The following is a 20,513-nucleotide window of genomic DNA, read 5'->3' as shown; positions in this document are numbered from 1 at the left end:
CCAGCCATTTCTACCCCTTTTCCTTGCCCGATGAGACTACCCCTACTCCTGCTGCTCGCGCTTCCACTGCCCGCCGTGGCGCAATACACCACCGGCTTCAGCAACATCAACCCCAGCGGGAACAACTCGATGCGGCAGTTTTCCAACGGGGTAAACCAGGCAAACGCTATTTTTCAACGCCAGGTAGCCGAGAATCGGATGGCGCGTACCTATGGCCGGCCCCAACCGCTGACGGCGGCGCAGCTGCAGGAGCGGGCGGCGCAAGAGCAGCAGCTGCGGGAAAAGAAGGTGGCCCTGCACCGCGCCGCCGAGCAGCATGCCCTCGACGGCCTGGCCGATTATGCCCACTACCAGGACAGCCTGCGCCGCGCCCACCCGGCCGCCACGCCGCAGCTGGCAGCCGCCCAGGAGCAGGCCGATGCTCAGGAACTCGCCCGGGTGAAGGTGAAAAACTACCGCGACATCTTTCTGCCCGGCCAGGTGCTCTACGCCGAGCAGGCCCGCCTGCTCTCGCCCAGCGGGGTGCTGGCCTGGGAAACCGTTAACCAAGCGCTGCTGGATGACGCTTGGTGGCAAAAGCAGGAACCGGCGCAGGTGCCGGGGCAGCTCACCGCCTACCGCGCCACCCTGGTCGCACTCACCACCGACCTGCTGGGCTTCGACCCGGCCACGGCCCCCAAGCCCGTGCGTGCCCTCTCCCTCGACGCCCTGGAAGCCATGCGGGCCAACGGCCCCTTCGACCCCCAAGTGGCCGACCAGTACATGCAGCAGGCCGCCCGGGCCGAGAAAATGGCAACCAGCACGCGGCTGGTTGGCGCCGTCAATGAGTTCAATCGGTTGGTTAGTGAAACAACGGCTAACGCGCAGCCGAACCCGCAGCAGCTGCGCAACGCCGTCAAATCTGCCCTGCGCACTGTTAACAAAGAGATGGAACGCTACGAGCTTGAAATGGCCGAGTCCGAGATGCTCAAGCATGCGCAGGCAACGGTTGATAAGTATGCGACTGCGTACCTGCCAGCAAAAAAATAGGTTGTGGGCAAGCGACGCGACGGACACCGGCCAGCTCCGAAGCAACCGCCACAGCCACCGGGCCCGGGGCCGCTAATGGCTCAACAAATCGGCTTGCAGCCAGCAGTAGAAACCCGGTTTCAGCAGCTCCCGCCCCCAACCCAACTTCTGCCCGACCTTTGCGGCTTCTTATGGCCGCTTCCTCTCCCCGCACCTACACCATCGGCTTCTGGCTGATGTGCCTGTCGTCGTTCCTGTTTTTTGCCAGCTTCAACCTGCTGCTGCCCGAGCTGCCCGAGCACCTCTCGCGGCTGGGCGGCGGCGAGTACAAGGGCTTCATCATTGCCTTGTTTACGCTCACGGCGGCCATTTCAAGGCCGTTTTCAGGCAAGCTGGCCGATACCGTGGGGCGCATTCCGGTGATGGTGCTGGGGTCGTTGGTGTGCGTGGTGTGCGGGCTGGTGTATCCGTGGGCGCTCACGGTGGGCAGCTTCCTGGGGCTGCGGCTGCTGCACGGTTTCAGCACGGGTTTCAAGCCCACGGGCACGGCCGCGTTCGTGGCCGACATTGTGCCCGCTGAGAAGCGCGGCGAGGCCATGGGCCTGCTGGGCATGACGGGCAGCCTGGGCATGGCCATCGGGCCGTGGCTGGGCACGCTGGTGGCCGAGCATTTTTCCCTCAACACCATGTTTTACTGCTCGGCGGGCATGGCGCTGCTCTCGGTACTGGTGCAAGGTTCCCTCACCGAAACCCTGCCGCTGGCGCAGCGGCGGCGGTTCAGCTTCGGGCTGCTGAAGCTGGACTGGCGGCAGGAGGTGCTGGAGCCCCGCGTGTTTGCCCCGGCACTGGTCACCATCCTGTGTTTGTTCCCGTTCGGGGCGGTGCTCACCGTCATTCCCGACCAAAGCAAGGTGCTGGGGCTGCCCAGCAAGGGTCTGTTCTACATCTACTACACGGTGGCGGCGCTGGTGGTGCGGCTGCTGGCCGGTAAGGCCTCCGACACCTACGGCCGGGTGCCGGTGCTGCGGTGGTCGGCGGGCGTGCTGGCGGTGGGGCTGGCGCTGCTGGCGTGGGCGCCGTCGGTGCCGGTGTTTTTGCTGGGGGCCGTCGTATTTGGCATTGGCACGGGCCTGAACTCGCCCACGCTCTACGCCTGGACCATCGACCTGAGCCTGCCCGAGCGGCGCGGCCGGGGCGTAGCCACCATGTACATCGCCCTCGAAGTGGGCATCGGCATCGGGGCGCTGCTGGCCGGCTGGATATTTGCCAACCAGCCCGGTCGTCTGCCCTACGTGCACGGCCTGAGCCTGGTATGCGTGCTCACGGCCGTGGTTTATTTGCTTAGCATCAAAGACACCGGCCCCATCACCACTTTAAAACCTTCGGAATCAGGGCCGGAGCCAGCGGCGGAGGAAGTGGTGTAATGTCATAATTTGGCGGCCAAAAAGAATGCGTGAATAGTTGATGAAGTTCAAATAGATTCTTCTATTTTTAGGGTTTCAAAGACTGTCTACTCCATTCTTTTTTGCTGATGGCAACATCTTTACTGTTTCGCCGGCTGCTCCTTATTGGGACAGCCAGCGGCCTGGGGGCCGGCACCGCTTTCGCGCAGCCCGAGCCCGTCAAATTTGGCCAGATTGACAAGGCTGACCTTACGGCTGCGCCGTTTGTGGGCGACAGTGCGGCCACGGCGGTGGTTCTCTGCGACTTCGGCCGCTCGCGCATGGAAGGCCACGGCGCCGGCCTGCAAGTAGTGTTCGAGCGCGTGACGCGCATCAAGATTCTGCGGAAGGCGGGGTTTGAAAATGCCACCGTTGAGATTCCGCTCTACCACCGCAACGAGGACCAGGAAAAGGTGTCGAACCTGCGCGGCTTCACCTACAACCTGGTGAACGGCGCAGTAGAAAAAACCAAGCTGGAAAGTACCGGCGCTTTTCTGGAGAAACTGACGCCGACCACCAACATCCAGAAATTCACGCTGCCCAACGTGCGCGAGGGCTCCGTGATTGAGTACGCCTACACGCTGCGCTCGGACTTTCTGTTCAACTTCCAGGACTGGACGTTTCAGCGCGATATTCCGGTGCGCTGGAGCGAGTACCGGGTGAGTATTCCGGCGTTTTACAAATACAAGATTATCTACCAGGGCAACCAGCCCTTCGACGTGAATGTGGCCAAAACCGGCGTCACCGGCCTCACGCTCGATAACAAAGTGCCCTCGGGCGGCGGCTTGGCGGCCGGCACTTCCACCGGCACCATGAACGTGACGGCGCCCACCGAGGAACACCAGTGGGCGCTGAAAAACCTGCGCGCGTTTCGGGAAGAGCCCTTCATGACCACGTTTCGGGACTACGTGCCGCGCCTCGACTTCGAGCTCATGGGCGAGCAGTGGAACGACAACGAATACCACGACCTGAGCGGCACCTGGGCCACCAACAACGCCACCCTGCTGGCCGACGACGACTTTGGTGGCCGCCTGGGCCGCTCGGGCCCGCTCCGGGAGCAAGCCCTGGCCCTGACCACCAAGTACCCCACCGTGGTGGAGCGCACCGCCGCCGTGCGCCAGCTGGTGATGGCCGCCATGCGCTACAACGGCCAGAACCGCTGCTACGCCCAGGAGCCCCTGCGCAAGGCCTACGACGCCCGCCAGGGCAGCGCGGCCGACGTGAACCTGCTGCTCATCGCGGCCCTGCGCGAGGCCGGCATTGAGGCCCACCCGCTGCTGCTGAGCACCCGCGACCACGGCCGCGTGAACAAGGAGTTTCTGATGCTCGAACGCTTCAACTACGTGGTGGCCGTGGTGCCGCTGGCCGACGGCAAAGACCTGCTGGTGGACGCCACCGAGCCGCTGCTGCCCTGCGGCGTGCTGCCCGAGCGCTGCCTCAACGGCGCCGGCCGCCTCATTGCCAAAAAGGAAACCGATGGCCGCTGGATTGACCTGGTGCCCAGCCAGCGCCAGGTGCGCTTCCAGCAAATCAACCTGACGCTGGATGCCCAGGGCGGCCTCAGCGGCCAGGTGCACGACGAGCGCGGCGGCTACGCGGCCGTGGATGCCCGCGCCGCGCTGGCCAGCCTGGGCGAGAAGAAATACCTGGCCGGCCTGCTGGCGCGCCACGAGGGCTGGACCGTGCCCAAGCTGACCGTGGGCCAGGCCGAAACCGTGGACAAGCCCCTCACGCTGGACTACGAATTCCGCCAGCCGGCCGCCGACAATGCCCCCACCGGCCCCCTCTATCTGAGCCCGCTGAGCGAGTTTGGCCCCGGCCAAAACCCATTCCGGCACGAAGACCGCAGCTTTGCCGTGGACTTCGGCATGCCGCAGGAAGAAACCGTGATGGTGACCCTGACGCTGCCCGCCGGCTACGAGTTGGCCAGCCTACCCAAGCCCGCCGTGGTGGACATGCCCGAGCAGGGCGGCCGCTTCCTCTACAGCGTGGCGGCCACGGCGCCGGGCGTGGTGCAGCTCACCAGCCGCCTCAGCCTGCGCAAGCCCGTGTACGCGGCGGCCGAATACGCCAGCCTGCGCGAGCTCTACCGCCAGTTGATGGCGCATCAGGCCGAAAAGCTCGTCATTCAGAAGAAGGCGGGCGGGTAGTGCGTCGAACGATGTAGGGACGGGGCCTGCCCCCGCCCGTCGTTGAACGATTTCGTCGCACTGGCGCAAACAGCCGGGCGGGGGCAAGCCCCGCCCCTACGGCCTGGCTCCGCGCCTTGTCGGGGCATTTACAGCAGCTTTTCAATCTTTTTAACAGCATACTACCTAAGTTCCCCGTTGCATGAAACAACCTTTACGCCTCCCGGCGGCACTGGCTGCGGTGCTGTTCAGCGCCCTGTCCGCCCACGCCCAAATCGAACCCATTAAGTTCGGAAAAATTGACCCCAAAGACCTCACAGCTGCGCCGTTTGTGGGCGACAGCGCGGCGGCGGCCGTGGTGCTCTGCGACTATGGCAAAACCAGCATTCAGTACGTCGCCAACGATTTTCAGCTGATTTCCGAGCGCGTCACGCGCATCAAAATCCTCAAGAAGGCGGGCTTTGAAAATGCCACTGTGCAGGTGCCCCTCTACCACCACGATACGCGCGCGGAAAAGATTACGGGCCTGCGCGGCACCACCTACAACCTGGTGGGTGGGAAGGCCGTGCCCACCAAGCTCGATGCCGGCAACATCTTTCTGGAAGAGCTGACGCCCAACGTGCGCGTGCGCAAGTTCACACTGCCCGACGTGCGCGAGGGCTCCGTGGTGGAGTACACCTACACCGTGACATCGGACTTCTTTTTCAACTTTCAGGACTGGACGTTTCAGCGCGACATTCCGGTGCGCTGGAGCGAGTTTCGGGCCAGCATTCCGGAGTATTTTCACTACAAGATGCTGATGCAGGGCTACCATGGCCTGGCCGTGCAAACCGAGAACGAAGCGGCAGCACAGTACGCCATTCACACGGCAGGCGGCTTCACGGGCAATGGCCTGAACACTACTCACGAATCGGCCAACACCGATGTGGTGACGAGCCGCGTCACGAATTACCATTGGGCCATGAAAGACGTGCCGGCCTTCCGCGACGAGCCCTACATGACCACCTCAGACGACTACGTGGACCGCATCAGCTTCCAGCTGGCGGGCCTGAAGTTTCCCGACCAGCCCTACCAGAACGTGGCCGGCAATTGGGCCAAAATCGACATGGAGCTGCTGAGCAGCGACAATTTTGGCGGGCAGCTGGGCCACGCCGGCTTCCTCAAAGAACAGCTGAAAGCCCTGGTCATTAAATACCCCGAAGTAGCCACCCGCACCGCCGCCGTGCGCCACCTGGTGATGAGCGCCGTGCGCTACGACGGCGCCAATGGCTACTACAGCTCCGGCCCGCTGCGCAGGGCTTTCGACGCCCACCACGGCAACGCCGCCGATGTGAACCTGCTGCTCATTGCGGCCCTGCGCGAGGCCGAGATTCCGGCCAACCCATTGCTGCTGAGCACCCGCGACCATGGCCGGGTGAACGAGTCGCAGCCCCTGCTCGACCGCTTCAACTACGTGGCCGCCCACGTGGGCCTGGCAGATGGCAAAGACCTGCTGGTGGACGCCACCGAGCCGCTGCTGCCCTGCGGCGTGCTACCCGAGCGCTGCCTCAACGGGGCCGGCCGCCTTATCATGAAGAATTCGGCCGAGGGCCGATGGATTTCGCTGGCCACCAACCATCGCTACATCCACTACCAGCAAATCAACCTGACGCTGGACGCGCAGGGCGCCCTCAGCGGCAAAGTGCACGAGGAGCGCGGCGGCTACGCGGCCGTGGATGCCCGCCGGGAGCTGGCCAGCCTGGGCGAGAAGAAATACGCCAGCGAGTTGGCCCGCCCCCACAGCAGTTGGACAATGCCCAAGTTTGCCGTGGCCGAGCGCGACAACGTGGACAAGCCCTTAGCACTGGACTACGAGTTTACCCAAGCGGCGGAAAACAGTGCGGCGGTGGGCACCTTCTACTTGAGCCCGCTGCGCGAATTCATCAGCGAGCAAAACCCCTTCCGGCACGACGACCGCCTGTTTCCGGTCGATTTCGGGGCGCCCAAGGAGGACACCCGCATGATAACCCTGACGCTGCCCGCCGGCTACGAGCTGGCCGAAATGCCCAAACCCACGGTGATGGACCTGCCCGATGGTGGCGGCCGCTTCCTGTTCAGCGTGGCGGCGGTATCGCCGGGCGTGGTGCAGCTCACCAGCCGCCTCAACCTGCGCAAGCCCTCCTACGCCGCCGCCGAGTACGCCAACCTGCGCGAGTTCTATCGCCTGATGCTGGAGAAGCAGGGCGAAAAGCTGGTGATTAAGAAGAAGGCGTAGTTTTTTGTAGAGCAGGCAAAAAGAGAAGGAAACCGTCATGCAGAGCGCAGCGAAGCATCTCGCTTGTGACAGTAATTAGCTGAAGCACGCGAGATGCTTCGCTGCGCTCTGCATGACGTTCTGGCTTCGACATTTCCCTATCCGTTTATCATCACTACCTATGAAAGCCTTACTCCCCCTTCTCGCCGCCCTGCCACTCAGCAGCTTTCTGCTGCTGCCAGCCGCTCCGGCGCCTAAATATGCAGTGGACGACATTCCGGCGGCTTTGCGCGAGGGGGCCCACGCCGTGCTGCGGGCCGATGATGAAGTGGTGGCCGTGAAGTCGGCTGGGCGGGTGGTGCGCACCGTGCACCGTGTGGTGACGGTGCTCGACCCGGCCGGCGACGACTTCGGCCGCCATGCCGTGAGCTACGATGCACTGAACACCCTGGGCTACCTACGCGGCGCCGTGTACGACGCCGATGGCCGCCTGCTGCACCAGCTACGCGCATCCGAAATCCACGACCAGGGCGTGGGCGATGCGGGCGGCAACTTCATGACCGACGTACGCATCCGCTACGCCGACCTGCGCCAGCCCCAGGTGCCCTACACGGTGGAATTTGATTACGAAGTGGCCTCGGACAATGCCCTGTTTTACCCCGACTGGCAGCCGCAGGACGAAGAAGGCCTGGCCGTGCAAAACGCCACCTTCAAGGTGACGACCCCGGCCGCCCTGCCCCTGCGCTACCAGGAGCGGCAGTTGCCCAAAGGCACCGCCGTGGCGCGCAGCACCGCCGGCAGCTTGGAAACCTACCAATGGCAGCTGGCCAACCTGCCCGCGGTGGAGGAAGAAGACGCCGCCCCGCCCCTGGCCCACACCACGCCCGCCGTGGTGCTGGCCCCCGGCACCTTTGAGGTGCAGGGCCACAAGGGCACCTCTGCCACCTGGCAGGGCCTGGGCCAATGGAGCTACGAACTGAACGCCGGCCGCGACGTGCTGCCGCCCGCCACCATCGCCAAGGTGCAGGCCCTGGTGAAGGACGCGCCCGACGCCCGCACCAAAGCCCGGCGCGTGTACGAGATGCTACAGGGCAGCACCCGCTACATCTCGGTGCAGCTGGGCCTGGGTGGCTGGCAAACCTTCCCGGCCAGTTCGGTGGCCAACAACGGCTACGGCGACTGCAAAGCCCTGAGCAACTACACCACGGCCCTGCTGGCCGCCGCTGGCGTGCCTGCCTACGTGGCCTTGGTGGGCGCCGGCGCCGGCCGCCCCGACCTGCGCGCTGACTTCCCCAGCTCGCAGTTCAACCACGTTGTGGTGTGCGTGCCGCTCACCCAGGCCGGCCGGCCCGATACCCTGTGGCTGGAATGCACCAGCCAGACCGAAGCCTTCGGCTACATGGGCAGCTTCACCGGCAACCGCCACGCGCTGCTCATTACGCCCCAGGGCGGCCAGCTGGTGGCCACGCCCCGTTACGGCGCCGCCGAAAACCGCCAGGAACGCCGCCTCGACTTGTTTCTGGACGACAAGGGCGGGGCCACGGCCACGGCCCGCACCCTACGCACCGGCCTGGAGCAAGACCTGTATGCGCAACTGATGCACGAGTTGGGCCCGACGGACCAGAAGAAATACATCACCGACCACCTCCGGCTACCCACCTTCACCCTCACCCGGTTCAGCCTGGCCGCGGTGCCCACCAAAGCGGCGCCCGGCGTGGTCGAAACCCTGAGTCTGGCACTGCCGGGCTTCGCGGCGCCCAGCGGCAAGCGCGTGTTCATCGCGCCCAACCTGCTGAGCCGCCTGCCCGCGCTGCCCGCCCAGGTGGGCGAGCGCCAGACGCCGGTGTGGCTGTCCGACGCCTGCGTGCACGCCGACACCGTGCGCCTGCACCTGCCCGCCACCTTCAAGCCCGAAAACCTGCCCGCGCCGGTACAGCTTAGCACAGCCTATGGCAGCTACTCCAGCCAGTACGCAACCCTGCCCGATGGCACCATTCAGTACGTGCGCCGCCTTGAAATGAAGCGCGGCCAGCTCCCGGCCACCGCCTACGCCGGCTACCTCGATTTTCGCCGCAAAATCAGCGCCGCCGATAAGGCTCAGGTGGTCTTATTGATGACGGAGAGCTGAGTATCTTCGCCGGCCCGGTCCATCCCCCGGTTCCCTTTATGTTGAAACATCTGCTTTTCCTCGGCGCGCTGCTCAGCCTGGCCACCGCCGCCACCGCCCAAACCCAGCCCGCCGCGCCCGGCACAGAACAGTCGTACATCACGGTGAAGCGGGAGCGGCGGGGCGTAAACGACATTAACCCCGACCAGGAAGCCGAGCGAAAAGCTTCCCAGCTAACCGGACAGCTCGCCCTCAGCCCCGAGCAAACGGTGCGGGTGCGGGCCGCCGCCCTGATAGAGTCGCAGGAACGGCTGGCGCTGCTCAAAAAGCACAACGCCCAAACCAACCACGACACCCTGCAGGAAGAAGGCCGGGCCATCAGCAATAAGTTTGAGGAACAGTTGAAGGCCATCCTCACTCCGGAGCAATACGAGCGCCGGCTGATGATTCAGGAGCGGTTTCGCAAGATTCGGGAGCAGGCCGATGCGGCCGGGAAGACCGACGGTCAACCGGTGCCCGTCACGCGGCCATAGTTTGGTGTTGTGATTTTAGAATAAATAAAAAGCCCCGGCTCTGTGCAGAGCCGGGGCTTTCTGGTTGGGCTGGGTAGAAGAGCGTCATGCAGCGCGCAACGAAGCATCTTGCGTGCTGTCACTAATCTTGACGATTGATTTACTACCACACGCGAGATGCTTCGCTGCGCTCTGCATGACGCTCTACTTCTTTATCCGACTTTAAAACTTCACCCGCAGTTGCGCTTTCACCTCGTTGCGAAGCGAGCCTTGGATGGTTTCGAGGCCGCTGCCGATGGTGCCCTGGTGGCGGTAGCGGGTTTCGGCGTAGCGCAGCCAGAGCGTCATGGCGCGGTTGAGGCGGATTTCGGCGATGCCGTAGACGCGGGTGCCCTGGCCGTAGAGGGCGGGGATGGACACGGCCAGCAGCACGTCCTGCTCATACACGTACTGGCGGGTGTCGTAGTCGTCAGCATCGAAGAGGGAGTAGCGGGCCGTGAGCTTGAGGCTGCGGTTGAGCTGGTAGCTCACGTCCTGGGCCAGGGCGTAGCCGCTGCGCCAGGCCAGGTTGGTGTCGTCGCGCAGGCGCGAGGTTTGCAGGCGGGTGCGCAGGCTGAGCGCCGTGCTGATGTCGGTGTTGTAATACACCAGCAGGCTTTGGCGGAGCTGCTCGCCGGGCAGGGGCAGCACGCGGTTGGCGGCCAGGTTGAGGAGGTCGGCGGTGGCCAGGTCACGGGGTTTGAGGCGCTGGCGGGCCTGCACATAGAGCAGGCTGGTTTTGGTGGGCGAGTAGGCTACGCGCACCAGGGCGTCGTGGCCGTCGGTGGGGGCGCTGGCCCGGTAGCGCAGCCATGGGAAGCGGAACTGGTCGTAGTAGGCCGATATTTCCCACTGCGCGATGGGCCGCACCTTCAGGCCGAGGTAGACGCCGGTTTCATTAATGTTGCGCGTGTTTTCGCTGAAGGCGTTGCCGTAGAGGGTGTGGAAGTTGGCGTCGTAGTGGCGCACCAGCAGGGCGGCATCCACCTGCGGGCCGAGGCTGGCGAGCAGGCCGTTCACGGTGCCCAGGCCGCCGCCGGTGCTGCGCGCCGTTTCGCCGAAGAGCAGGAAATTGCGGTACACGTAGCTGTAGTTCAGGCTGAGCGCCAGGTTGTCCTTGCCGCTGAACTCGAAGCGGTTGTAAGGCTCGGGACGCTTGAGCAGGGCCGTGCCGTAGTGCGTGAACACGCCCGTGGCCCCAATGGCCAGGTTGCCGTCGCGGCTGGTGTAGGTAGCGTTGCCGCCCCCAATGGTTTCCTGCAGCTGGTGGCGGTTGGCCAGCTCCGAGGCTGTGCGGTGGAAGCCGGTGTAGAGCAGCCCTGAAGTAAACTCATCAAATTGCGCCAAAGAATCCTGGCTTTGCTGCAAGTTGGCATCCACGTTTTTGTGCGACACAAATGCCGTGGCCTGCACCGTGGGCGCCACCTGCACCGTGGCCGCGCCGCCCCGGAAAAACGTGTTTTCGAGCAATGACGAATATGCCCGCACGCCCAGCGACGAGCGCCGCAGCGTCGTAATTGTCTCGGCCCCCTTGCCCACCCCCAGGCCCGACGACAGCAGGAGCCCCTGCCCAAACTGCAGCTGGTAGTCGCCCAGTGCCAGGGTTTTCAGCCGGCCCCGCTCCTGAATCACGAAGTGCGCCGACACATAATCGGCCCCAAACTGCCCGTTCTTGGGGTTCCAAATAAGCTGCTCGCCGGCGTCTTTCTCCATCGAAAAGCCCAGGCTGAAGTCCTTAGTGTGGCTCACGCGGTAGCGAATGAGCATCTTGTCGGCCGAGCCGAGGTAGCGCGTGGTGGGCTGGCCCTGGTAGATGGTGGGCGGCGTGTAGCCCTGGCGCTGCTGCAGCACCCGCTCGTAGCGCAGGTAGAGGGCATTATTGTCTTCTTTGGCAATGCGCTGCCACAGCGTGCCGCGGCTACGGTTGGCGTTGCTGCTTTGCACGCTCACGAAGGGCAGAATGCGGTTGATGGTGCGCAGGTCGTAGCCCTCAATGCTCTGCAGCTCATACACGCTCAGCAGGTCGCCGTTGGCCTTGCGGTGGTTGAGCAGCGTGGTTATCTGGTTTTCGTTGAGCAGCAGCAGCGCCCGCAGCTCCTCGCGGGTGGCGGTATTGAGGTTGATGGGCGTCTGGTAATACTGCAGCAGCGTTTCGTAGAGGTCCTCGTACGGCACTTGGTCCGACTGGATTTCGGCGAAAAGCTCCTGCGTGAGACGGTCCAAATCCGGCGGGCGGCGGATATAATCCTGGGCTTTCAGCGAATGACTGAGTAACAAGGCACCGCCGGCCACCAGCCCGGCCAGGCAGTTTCGCATTCTCCCCGAAACGGTTAAGCGTAGATATTTTCTCATTGCTTGCCGCCCCACGACTTACTAATACTCAGGTGCTGGCTAAAACCCAGCGCCTGCTGAAACGCCGCCGCGTAGTCAATCTGAAACGTGCCGGCCGCCACGCCAATGCCCGCGCTGGCCTGCTCCGTGAGCGTGGCCAGCCCCAGGCGGGCGGCCAGCACCGGCACCGGCCGGTATTCGAGCCCCGCCTTGAAGTTGGCGTCGCGCTCCACGTCTTTTTCGGTTTCGACCACCAGCAGCACCTGCGAGGTGGGCCGGTAGGCCAGACCGGCTTTGAGGATGGTGGGCACCCGCTCGTCCTGGTAGCTGGCCAGCTTTGTTTGGCCCAGGTTGTAGAGCGAGGCGCCGAAGGTGAGGCGGTTGGGCAAAATTTCAATCTGCCCGCCCAGCGTGCCCAGCACCACGCGCCGGCTGCCCAGCCCCTCGATGCTTACCTGTAGCATGTCGACGCGGGCGCCGAGGCTGATTTGGCCGAAGCGGTAACCGTAGCCGGCGCCCACGCGGGTTTCGTTGTAGAGCGCGCCGCCGAAGCGCTGGGCCTCGAAAGCCACCACGCCGTGGCGGGCCCAGGTGCGGGCAACCGGCGTCACCACCTGGGGGGCGGCCATGCCATCGGTGGGCGTGCCCGCGTTTGGCTGGCGGCCCAACGGTAGGGCCACCGTGAGGGCGCCCACGTTCAGGGCCGAGCTGAAATAGCGGTTTTCGGCGTAGAAACCCACGCTGGGCGTCTTAATCTCGCTGATGCCGGCCACGTTGTTGCCCATGCTCCACACCTCGCCGGCCAGCGCCACCGAGGCGTTGCTGAGGCCGGCCGCGCGAGCGCCGCGCACGCCCGGGCCGTTGCCCTGCGCCGCCGCCGGCAGCCAGCCCGAGCAAGCCAAAAACACACCAATAATTGAAAGATACCGGGGTAAACATTGTTGCATGCTGGGAAGGTAGCACCCGGCGGCAATTGGTTGGGCCTGCTTCCGAAATTATTTTGGCCGGCGGCGCGGTTATCCGTTCCGGCGCCCTTGCCGAACTTGCCGCCTTATGCCCCGCTCTTTCTCTGCCGCGCCCCGCCGCGAAATCCTGCTTTACCGCAACCAAACGCTCCACTACACCCTGGTTTTCCGCTCGCGTCGCACGATAGGGTTCGCTGTGCGGCCTGATGGAAGTGTGCACATCAGCGCGCCCGCCGGCACCTCGCCCGAGTGGGTAGCCCAGCAAGTACTGCGCAAAGCCGACTGGATTCTCAAGCACCAGGAAACCTTTGCCGCCCGCCCGGCGCCCCCGCCCAGCCGCCGCTACGAGGCCGGCAGCCCACATTTCTACCAAGGCCAGCCCTACGCCCTGCGCTTCATCGAAGCCCGGCAGCCCAGCGTGGCGCTGGAAGGCCATGAACTGGTGCTTAGCAGCCCAGCCCCCCCCACCGAAGCGCAAGCCGAAGCGCTGCTCCACGCCTGGTACGCCCGCCAGGCCAGACCGCTCTTCGCCGAGTCGCTGGCCCGGGTATGGCCGCGCTTCGCCGAGTTCAACCTTACTCGCCCCACCCTCGCGGTGCGCCAGATGCGCACGCGCTGGGGCAGCTGCACGCCGCGCACGGCCCGCATTCGCCTCTCGCCGGAGCTGGTGCGCGCCCGCCCCGAGTGCCTCGACTACGTGCTGCTGCACGAGTGCTGCCACCTGCTGGTGGGCGACCATTCCAAGGCCTTCTACGACCTGCAAACGCGACTATTGCCCGACTGGGAACGGTGGAAAGCGGAGCTGAATGCGCTGCCGAAGTAACCGGTGCTCGGTTGGTCACCCCAAAAACAGCGGTTATTATTCGGGCCTGCTGGTAAAATCGCGCACCTGCTTGCCGCTGGCATGCTTCCAGGCCAACTGCCCATTTACGGAACGGGCTACAACTACTTCGGCCGCCCGGTTAGCAGAGGAAAACAGCCAGTCGACCGCAAAAACCAATTGCCCGTCGCGCAACTGCAGCACGCCGTCGTCGGCCAGCTTTTGCCGGGCTGCAAGGCCACCCGCCGACAGGCTGGCCGCCGCCGTAGCGGCCACCACCGAACCAGCCGTTACGCGCAGGCTGCCATCTGCTTGCAAATAGGCGGTGGCGTGTGCAGTGCCTTGCTTCAATGCGAACGGTTCCCCTATTGGAGTTGGTACGGGCTCCGCGGCATGCGCCGAGCTAACAGCCGCTTTTCCAGGCACTGGTGTCGCGGCGGCAACGGGTTGTTTTGAGGGCTTTTCCACCAGGGCGGAAGACTTGGGGGGAGCCGTAGTCGGCTTATTATTCGGCCGGCGCGCAATACCCGCGGCAATCGGTTCTGCGATGGTTTCCAGCGCAGTGCCCATCAAAAAAGCCTGGGCTTCCGCGGGCGTTACTATCAGTACTTTGGCGGCCAGTAGCTGCACCATGGCCTCGGGCAAGGACGGGAACGGCGGCAGCGACACCAGTTTCTGGGCATCGGGCAATACGTCCTGCATGGCCCGCTCCTTTTTACCCAGCATCAGATAGGCCTCGGCTTTTTGGCGGGCCGAGTGGTTCTCGATGTTTTCGCGCAGCAGGAAAGTCTCTAGGTAGCCGGCAATTTCCTCCAGGCCGTCTTGCTGCAAATCGAACTTACAGAACAGCTTGTCTTTGAACTCGCCGCTGGTAAAGGAGAAGTAGAACCGCCAGTGCCGGCCGTCGGTGATGATGGTGAACAGGGCCGTATGGTCGCGGTTGTAGTCGCGCAGCTGCCGCTCCACCGCCGGCAGGTCGGCCGCGAAATTGCCCACGCCTTTGCACTCGATGAAAATAGCCGTAGCGTCAAATCCGTGGGTAAACAGCGCCATATCGACCCGCGTATTGTCCTCCTTTTTGGTGGCTTTAAACTCCGTAAAAACCTCAGTCGGGTTCCAGATGTCCCAGCCCAGCGCCTGCACAAGGCGCGCTACCAGCGACAGGCGCACGTGCTCCTCGTTCTTGTACTGCTTGCCCAGCAGGCGCTGGCGAATGTCCAGTAATATTTCGTGCATCGGGCCGAATTCAGCGCATGAATAATTTGTAAAGTAAAGCGCATTGCCGCACGTTGGCACCGTCCAGATTTTCGTCCCGGCCTCGCCCTGCCGGTTATCTCCCTTACTTTCACCGCATGTCCCGCCTGTTCCGCGCCCTCTTCCTCGGCCTCGTCTGGTTCTACCAGCGCTTCATCTCGCCACTCACGGCGCCGAGTTGCCGCTACGTGCCCACCTGCTCGGTGTATGCCGCCGAGGCCATTACGAAGTATGGGCCGTGGCGCGGCGGGCGCCTGGCGTTGCGGCGCATTGCCAGTTGCCACCCCTGGGGCGGCCACGGCTACGACCCCGTACCCTAGGCCGATGCCTGCGTATACGAGGAGCTCATCATCTGAATTTCGTTCGATGCGCTTGACCTCCCTCCTGCCGGCCGCGCTGGCCATGTTGCTCACCACCGCCTCCTGCTCGCAGGCCCAATCCGATACCGCCGACAAGGGCGGCAAGAAATCTAAAAGCGCCAAAAGTTCTGGCAAAGGTGGCGACCGCCGCAAAGACAAAAACGCCGCTTCCGAAATCCATGGCCTCGTCAAAGTAGGTTCGCTCCGGGGCGTGGTGCCCGAAAGCTCCGGCTTGGCCGCGGCCCCCACGGCGGGCCAATATTATAGCTTCGGCGACGACGGCAACCGGCCCATTCTCTACGAAATCACGGACAAGGGCGAAGGCGTGGGCAAGCTCGACGTGCCCGCCGACAACGTCGACTGGGAGAGCCTGAGCCGCGACGGCCAAGGCAACTACTACATCGGCAACTGCGGCAACAACGAAAGCACCCGCCGCGACCTGAGCATCTACAAGTTCCGGCCCGATGCGCCCGCCAAAGTGGGCACCATCGCCTTCCACTACCCCGACCAGACCGAGTTTCCGCCCAAGAAAAAACAGCGCAACTTCGACTGTGAAGCCAGCCTCTGGCACGACGGCCGGGTCTGGCTTTTCACCAAAGACCGGGGCCAGTCCAGCACCAGCAACGTGTACTCGGTGCCCGACCAGCCCGGCGACTACACGGCCAAAAAAATAACGTCGTTGGCCATTCCCGGCCAGGTGACCGACGCCGCCCTGCGCGCCGACGGCCGCCGCCTGGTGCTGCTGGGCCGCGGCGAGCTGTTCATTCTCGACGGCAATTCGTGGGCGGAAATCCTGAAAGCCACGCCCCGCCAGGTAGCCCTCACCGGCGCCGGCCAAACCGAAGGCGCCGTGTTCAAAGACGACAACACGCTGCTCATCAGCACCGAGCAGGGCGGGCTGTTTGAGTATACACTGCCGTAAGGCTTGGAAGAAACGTACACGGCAACGGGCCTGAGCAGTTGATGCTTTGGCCCGTTTTCAGCTTTTGCGGGATGGTTCCGGCCAGCCGGGGCGGCGCTTCGGCCAGTAAAACAGGCCCTTGGCCCTGATTGCAGCATCGGTTCGGCACCATTGGACCAATATTGCTGCTTAAAGCGGCTGTGCCACTCCTCCCCGACCCGTTGATTCCACTTCTCCCCTCTGCGCCACCGGCTGTTGCGCCCGACAGTTCTGAACCAGCTCGGCAGTTGGCCTTGCTACTCGATTTGTTGCCCGAGGGCGTCGTCCTGTTCGGGGCCGACGGGTGCGTAGACGCCGTTAATCGTCGCTTTTTCGCGCTCTACAATCTGCCCGATGCCCCGGCCGACTGGCTGGGCCGGCCCGGCGCCGAGCTGCGCGCCCGCGTGCAAGCCCAGGTGCTCCACCCCGCCGAATTTGCCGCCCGCGGCAAGGCGCTGCCGCTGGCCGGCGCGGGCATTGGAAGCGAAGTGCTGGCCCTGCGCGACGGCCGCTTTCTGGCCGGCAACATGGTGGCCGCGCCGGCCGGCGTGGGCGCGCCGGGCCAGTGGCTGCTGTGCCTGCACGACGTGACCGAGCAGCACCGGCTGGCCCTCGAAAAAGAGTCGCTGGCCCGCATTCCGCAGCAAAACCCCAACCCTGTGCTGCGCCTCGCCGCCTCGGGGCAGCAGGTGTATGCCAACGAGGCCGCCCGCGCGCTGGGCCTGAGCCTGGCGCGCCCCGAGCGGGTGCGCGTGCAGCGGCAGTTGCAGGCCCTGGCGTGCCAGGCGCTGGGCGCGGGCACCGCGGCGCAGCAGGCCGACATTTCGTTTGGCGAGCGGTTTTTCACGGTGCGCGTGGTGCCCTTTGCCGCCGATGGCTACGTGAACCTCTACCTCACCGAAACCACGGCTCGCGTGCTGGCCGAAGCCCAGGTGCGGGAGCAGAAACAGTTCTACGAAAGCATTCTCAACGAGCTGCCGGCCGAAATTTTTGTGGTTGACCCCGAGTACCGCTACCGCTACGTGAACCCGGCCGCCGTGCCCGAGCCGGAGCTGCGCCAGTGGATGCTGGGCCGCACCAACACCGAATACAACGCTCGGCGCGGCCACCCCACGGCCGTGGCCCAGCAGCGCCAGTCGCGCCTGCAAGCCGTGCTCAGCGGCCGCCAGCGCCACGAATGGCTCGAAAGCCTCGGCGATGAGGCGCCGCGCCACATATTGCGCCGCCTGCAGCCCGTGCCCGAGGCCGGCGGCGCCGTACGCCTGGTCATCGGCTACGGCCTCGATGTGACAGAGCAGGAAACCACGCGCCAGCAGTTGCGCGAGCAGCAGGAATTCACCCGCAGCATTCTCGATGCCAGCCCGAGCGTGATTTACCTGCGCAACGCCCAGCACGACATCATTTTTGAAAACGCCGCCATGCAGGCCATCCGCGACGTGACGCGCCACCTCACCGGCGAGGCCCTGCCCCCCGACAGCGTGGAGGCCCGCGAGGTAACCCAGCTGGCCGCCAACGACCGCGCCGTGCTGGCCACCGGCCAGGAGCTGACCATCGAGGAAACCCTCACCCAGCGCGACGGCGTGCCGCGCGTGTTCCAAACCGTGAAGCGGCCCCTGGCGCGGCCCGACGGCACCGTGCACGTGCTGGGCGTGAGCACCGACATCACCGCCCTGAAACAGACCCAGCGTACGCTGGAGCACAGCGAAAAGCAGTACCGCGACCTGATGCACTACGCCCAGGCCCTGATTTGCACCCACGCCCTCGACGGCACGGTGCTCACGGCCAACCCCGCGCTTGGCGAGCTCCTCAACTGCGCGGTGGAGGTCCTCATTGGCAGCAACGTGGCCGACGTGATGCCGCCCGAAGACCATGCGGCCTATGCCGAATACCTGCAGCGCATTGCCGCTGAGCAGCAGGCCTCCGGCGTGCAGCGGGTGCGCCCGCACGGCAGCCGGGAGCTGCGCTACCTGCTCTACCGCAACTTTCTGGTGAACGAGCCCGGCCAGCCGGCCTACGTCATCGCCCACTCGCACGACATCACGGAGCGCATTCAGGCCGAGCACGAGATGAAGCGCGCCAAGGAAGCCGCCGAATCGGCCGCGCGGGCCAAGGAGAACTTCCTGGCTAACATGAGCCACGAAATCCGCACACCGCTCAATGGCGTGCTGGGCATGGCCCGGCAGCTGGGCAAAACCCGCCTCGACGCCCATCAGCAGGAACTGCTGCGCGTCATCAACACCTCCGGCCAGCACTTGCTGGGCGTCATCAACGACGTGCTGGACATGGCCAAGATTTCGGCCGGCAAGCTCAATTTCGAGCAGGTAGCCTTCAACCTGTTCGACTCCATGAGCCAGGCGCTGCGCCCCAGCCAGTTGCAGGCGCAGGAAAAAGGCTTGTCCTTTTGCAACCAGCTGACCGAGGCGCACTTGCCCCCGGCCTGGGTGGTGGGCGACCCCTACCGGCTCAACCAGATTCTGCTCAACCTGATTAGCAACGCCATCAAGTTCACCAAGCGGGGCAGCATCGGCGTGGCGGCGCGCCCGGTGGCCGAAACCGCTACCCACCTCACCGTCGAATTCCGCGTCACCGACACGGGCATCGGCATTCCGGCCGACCGGCAGGCCCAGATGTTCGAGGGCTTCACCCAGGCCTATGCCGACACCACCCGCCACTTCGGCGGCACGGGCCTGGGCCTGAGCATCAGCCGGGCGCTGGTGGAGCAGCTGGGCGGCACCCTCAGCGTGGAAAGCGCGCCGGGCGTGGGCAGCACCTTTGCCTTCACCCTTACACTGCCCACTGCCGAGGCGGCCCACAAGCCCGCCCCGGGGCAGGCCAACGTCAACACTGGCTCCCTGGCGGGCCTGCGGGCCTTGCTGGTCGAAGACAACGAAATCAACCGCGAAGTAGCCCGCTTCATGCTCGAAGAATGGGGCGTCATTCTCGAAGAAGCCGTGGACGGCGAGCAGGGCCTGCGCATGCTTTCGGAGCACGACTACGATGTGGCCCTGATGGACATCCAGATGCCTCTTCTGAGCGGCGTGGAAGTGACCCAGGCCGTGCGCCTGCACCCCAACCCTGTACGCGCCCAGATTCCCATTCTGGCCCTCACAGCCAATGCTTTCCGCGAAGACAACGAGCGCTACCGTGCCGCCGGCATGAACGACACCCTGGCCAAGCCCTTCGACGAGCACGAGCTCTACACCAAGCTCGAAGCCCTGCGCAATACGCCCCGCGGCGCGGCGCCCTACAACCTGGCCAAGCTGCGCACCATGGCCCACGGCCGCGAGGCCTTCGTGACGAAAATCATCCGCTCCTTCCTCGCCAACACGCCCGCCAGCCTGGCGCAGCTGCAGGAAGCCGCCGCCGCCGGCCAGTGGGACCGGGTGGCCGAAACCACGCACCACATCAAGCCCAGCCTGGAAATGATGGGCGTGACCGGCGTGGCCGCCCTCGTGGCCGTGCTCGAAAAAGTACCCGGCCCGTCCCAATCCGCCGCCGAGCGGCCCGCCATGGTGGCGCAGCTGGTGGCCCTGGTGGCGCGGGCCCTGGCCGCCGTGCCAAGCGAATTGCCGGCCGAAACGCCGGGCTAAAACTCCTTCAGCTGGCGCTGAAAGCCTTCCTGGTACGATTTACCCACGGGCACTTCCACCTTGGCAAACTGCACGATGTGGTCTTCGACTGCCTCGATGCGCCGCATGTTGATGATGTAGGAACGGTGCACCCGCACGAAGCGCGGGGATGGCAGCCGCTCTTCGATGCGCCGCAGGGTGCTGTACACGATGAGCTTCTGCTTGTCGAGCACCAGCACGCAGTAGTCCGACAGGGCTTCGATGTAGAGAATATCGTCGAGCCGGACCTGCACCAGCTTCTTGTTCACTTTCACGAACAAAAACTCGTTTTCGGTGGCCGAAGCCGCCAGGCTGGCTTGGGGCTTAGTGGCAGCCGGAGCGGCCTGGCGGCCCTTCACCACCCGCTGCACAGCCTGCAGGAAGCGCGGCAGCTCCACGGGCTTCACCACGTAGTCGCTCACGCTCAGGTCGAAGGCATCCACGGCGTAGTCGCGGTGCGAGGTCACGAGCACAATGTCGGGCGGGGGCACGGGCAGGATGCGCACCAAATCGAGGCCCGTGAGCTGGGGCATTTCGATGTCGAGAAACAAGATATCGGCCTGCCCGCCCTGCGTGAAGAAGTTCAGGCAGTCGAGGCCGTTGGCAAACGAGGCCACCAGCTCCAGCTGCGGCGTGAGCTCGATGAGGTGCTCAAGGTTGAGGCGGTTCATCTCGTTGTCGTCGACAACCAGACAGGTGAGCGGAGCGGAAAGCAGCATCGGCAGGGGCATCAAGAGCAGTTAAGCAGCCGCGCCATTAGCAAGCG

14 protein-coding genes are annotated in these 20,513 nt (G+C 64.6%); 10 read left to right on the top strand and 4 right to left on the bottom strand.

The window, feature by feature from the left end:
* Positions 1-30 precede the first annotated feature (30 nt).
* The 6 genes from Q5H92_RS09900 to Q5H92_RS09875 all read left to right on the top strand — a co-directional run bounded on the left by Q5H92_RS09900 (position 31) and on the right by Q5H92_RS09875 (position 9,452).
* Positions 31-1,029 (top strand): hypothetical protein, encoded by a 999-nt coding sequence (locus Q5H92_RS09900; RefSeq protein ID WP_305011354.1) that lies wholly within the window; start codon positions 31-33, stop codon positions 1,027-1,029.
* A gap of 170 nt (positions 1,030-1,199) precedes the next feature.
* Positions 1,200-2,432: an MFS transporter gene (locus Q5H92_RS09895; protein WP_305011353.1), complete on the top strand. Its 1,233-nt coding sequence runs from the start codon at positions 1,200-1,202 to the stop codon at positions 2,430-2,432.
* Between the two features lie 107 nt (positions 2,433-2,539).
* Positions 2,540-4,600 carry a DUF3858 domain-containing protein gene (locus Q5H92_RS09890; RefSeq protein WP_305011352.1) on the top strand — a complete coding sequence of 687 codons (2,061 nt, stop codon included), beginning with the start codon at positions 2,540-2,542 and terminating at the stop codon, positions 4,598-4,600.
* A 181-nt stretch (positions 4,601-4,781) separates the two neighbouring features.
* Positions 4,782-6,833 (top strand): DUF3857 domain-containing protein, encoded by a 2,052-nt coding sequence (locus tag Q5H92_RS09885; protein ID WP_305011351.1) that lies wholly within the window; start codon positions 4,782-4,784, stop codon positions 6,831-6,833.
* 160 nt (positions 6,834-6,993) lie between these two features.
* On the top strand, positions 6,994-8,940 hold the full coding sequence (locus tag Q5H92_RS09880; RefSeq protein ID WP_305011350.1) for a DUF3857 domain-containing transglutaminase family protein: 1,947 nt from the start codon (positions 6,994-6,996) through the stop codon (positions 8,938-8,940).
* Positions 8,941-8,978: 38 nt separating this feature from the next.
* Positions 8,979-9,452, top strand: a complete 474-nt coding sequence (locus tag Q5H92_RS09875; protein ID WP_305011349.1) for a hypothetical protein — start codon at positions 8,979-8,981, stop codon at positions 9,450-9,452.
* Positions 9,453-9,653: 201 nt separating this feature from the next.
* On the opposite strand, the gene Q5H92_RS09870 is transcribed toward Q5H92_RS09875, so the two are convergent.
* Both Q5H92_RS09870 and Q5H92_RS09865 read right to left on the bottom strand, forming a co-directional pair.
* Positions 9,654-11,786 (bottom strand): ComEA family DNA-binding protein, encoded by a 2,133-nt coding sequence (locus Q5H92_RS09870; protein WP_305011348.1) that lies wholly within the window; start codon positions 11,784-11,786, stop codon positions 9,654-9,656.
* Between the two features lie 32 nt (positions 11,787-11,818).
* Complete coding sequence (locus Q5H92_RS09865) at positions 11,819-12,709, bottom strand: hypothetical protein (protein WP_305011347.1); 891 nt, start codon at positions 12,707-12,709, stop codon at positions 11,819-11,821.
* A 145-nt stretch (positions 12,710-12,854) separates the two neighbouring features.
* Here Q5H92_RS09865 and Q5H92_RS09860 point away from each other — a divergent pair, with 145 nt between their 5' ends.
* A complete protein-coding gene (locus Q5H92_RS09860; protein WP_305011346.1) occupies positions 12,855-13,589 on the top strand; it encodes a M48 family metallopeptidase in 735 nt (244 codons plus the stop codon).
* A gap of 36 nt (positions 13,590-13,625) precedes the next feature.
* On the opposite strand, the gene Q5H92_RS09855 is transcribed toward Q5H92_RS09860, so the two are convergent.
* Positions 13,626-14,822 (bottom strand): DUF4357 domain-containing protein, encoded by a 1,197-nt coding sequence (locus tag Q5H92_RS09855; protein ID WP_305011345.1) that lies wholly within the window; start codon positions 14,820-14,822, stop codon positions 13,626-13,628.
* Between the two features lie 116 nt (positions 14,823-14,938).
* Here Q5H92_RS09855 and yidD point away from each other — a divergent pair, with 116 nt between their 5' ends.
* The 3 genes from yidD to Q5H92_RS09840 all read left to right on the top strand — a co-directional run bounded on the left by yidD (position 14,939) and on the right by Q5H92_RS09840 (position 19,729).
* Positions 14,939-15,160, top strand: coding sequence for a membrane protein insertion efficiency factor YidD (gene yidD / locus Q5H92_RS09850; RefSeq protein WP_305011344.1), 222 nt, complete (start codon positions 14,939-14,941; stop codon positions 15,158-15,160).
* A gap of 46 nt (positions 15,161-15,206) precedes the next feature.
* Positions 15,207-16,121: a hypothetical protein gene (locus tag Q5H92_RS09845; RefSeq protein ID WP_305011343.1), complete on the top strand. Its 915-nt coding sequence runs from the start codon at positions 15,207-15,209 to the stop codon at positions 16,119-16,121.
* A 266-nt stretch (positions 16,122-16,387) separates the two neighbouring features.
* Positions 16,388-19,729, top strand: coding sequence for a PAS domain-containing protein (locus tag Q5H92_RS09840; protein WP_305011342.1), 3,342 nt, complete (start codon positions 16,388-16,390; stop codon positions 19,727-19,729).
* Here the strand turns inward: Q5H92_RS09840 and Q5H92_RS09835 are convergent.
* Complete coding sequence (locus Q5H92_RS09835; RefSeq protein WP_305011341.1) at positions 19,726-20,478, bottom strand: LytR/AlgR family response regulator transcription factor; 753 nt, start codon at positions 20,476-20,478, stop codon at positions 19,726-19,728. The two genes, Q5H92_RS09840 and Q5H92_RS09835, sit on opposite strands and share 4 nt — an antisense overlap.
* Positions 20,479-20,513: the final 35 nt, after the last annotated feature.

The sequence above is a fragment of the Hymenobacter mellowenesis genome, assembly GCF_030581005.1.
Taxonomy (GTDB): domain Bacteria; phylum Bacteroidota; class Bacteroidia; order Cytophagales; family Hymenobacteraceae; genus Hymenobacter; species Hymenobacter mellowenesis.
This window is presented reverse-complemented; position numbering and strand designations above follow the sequence as displayed.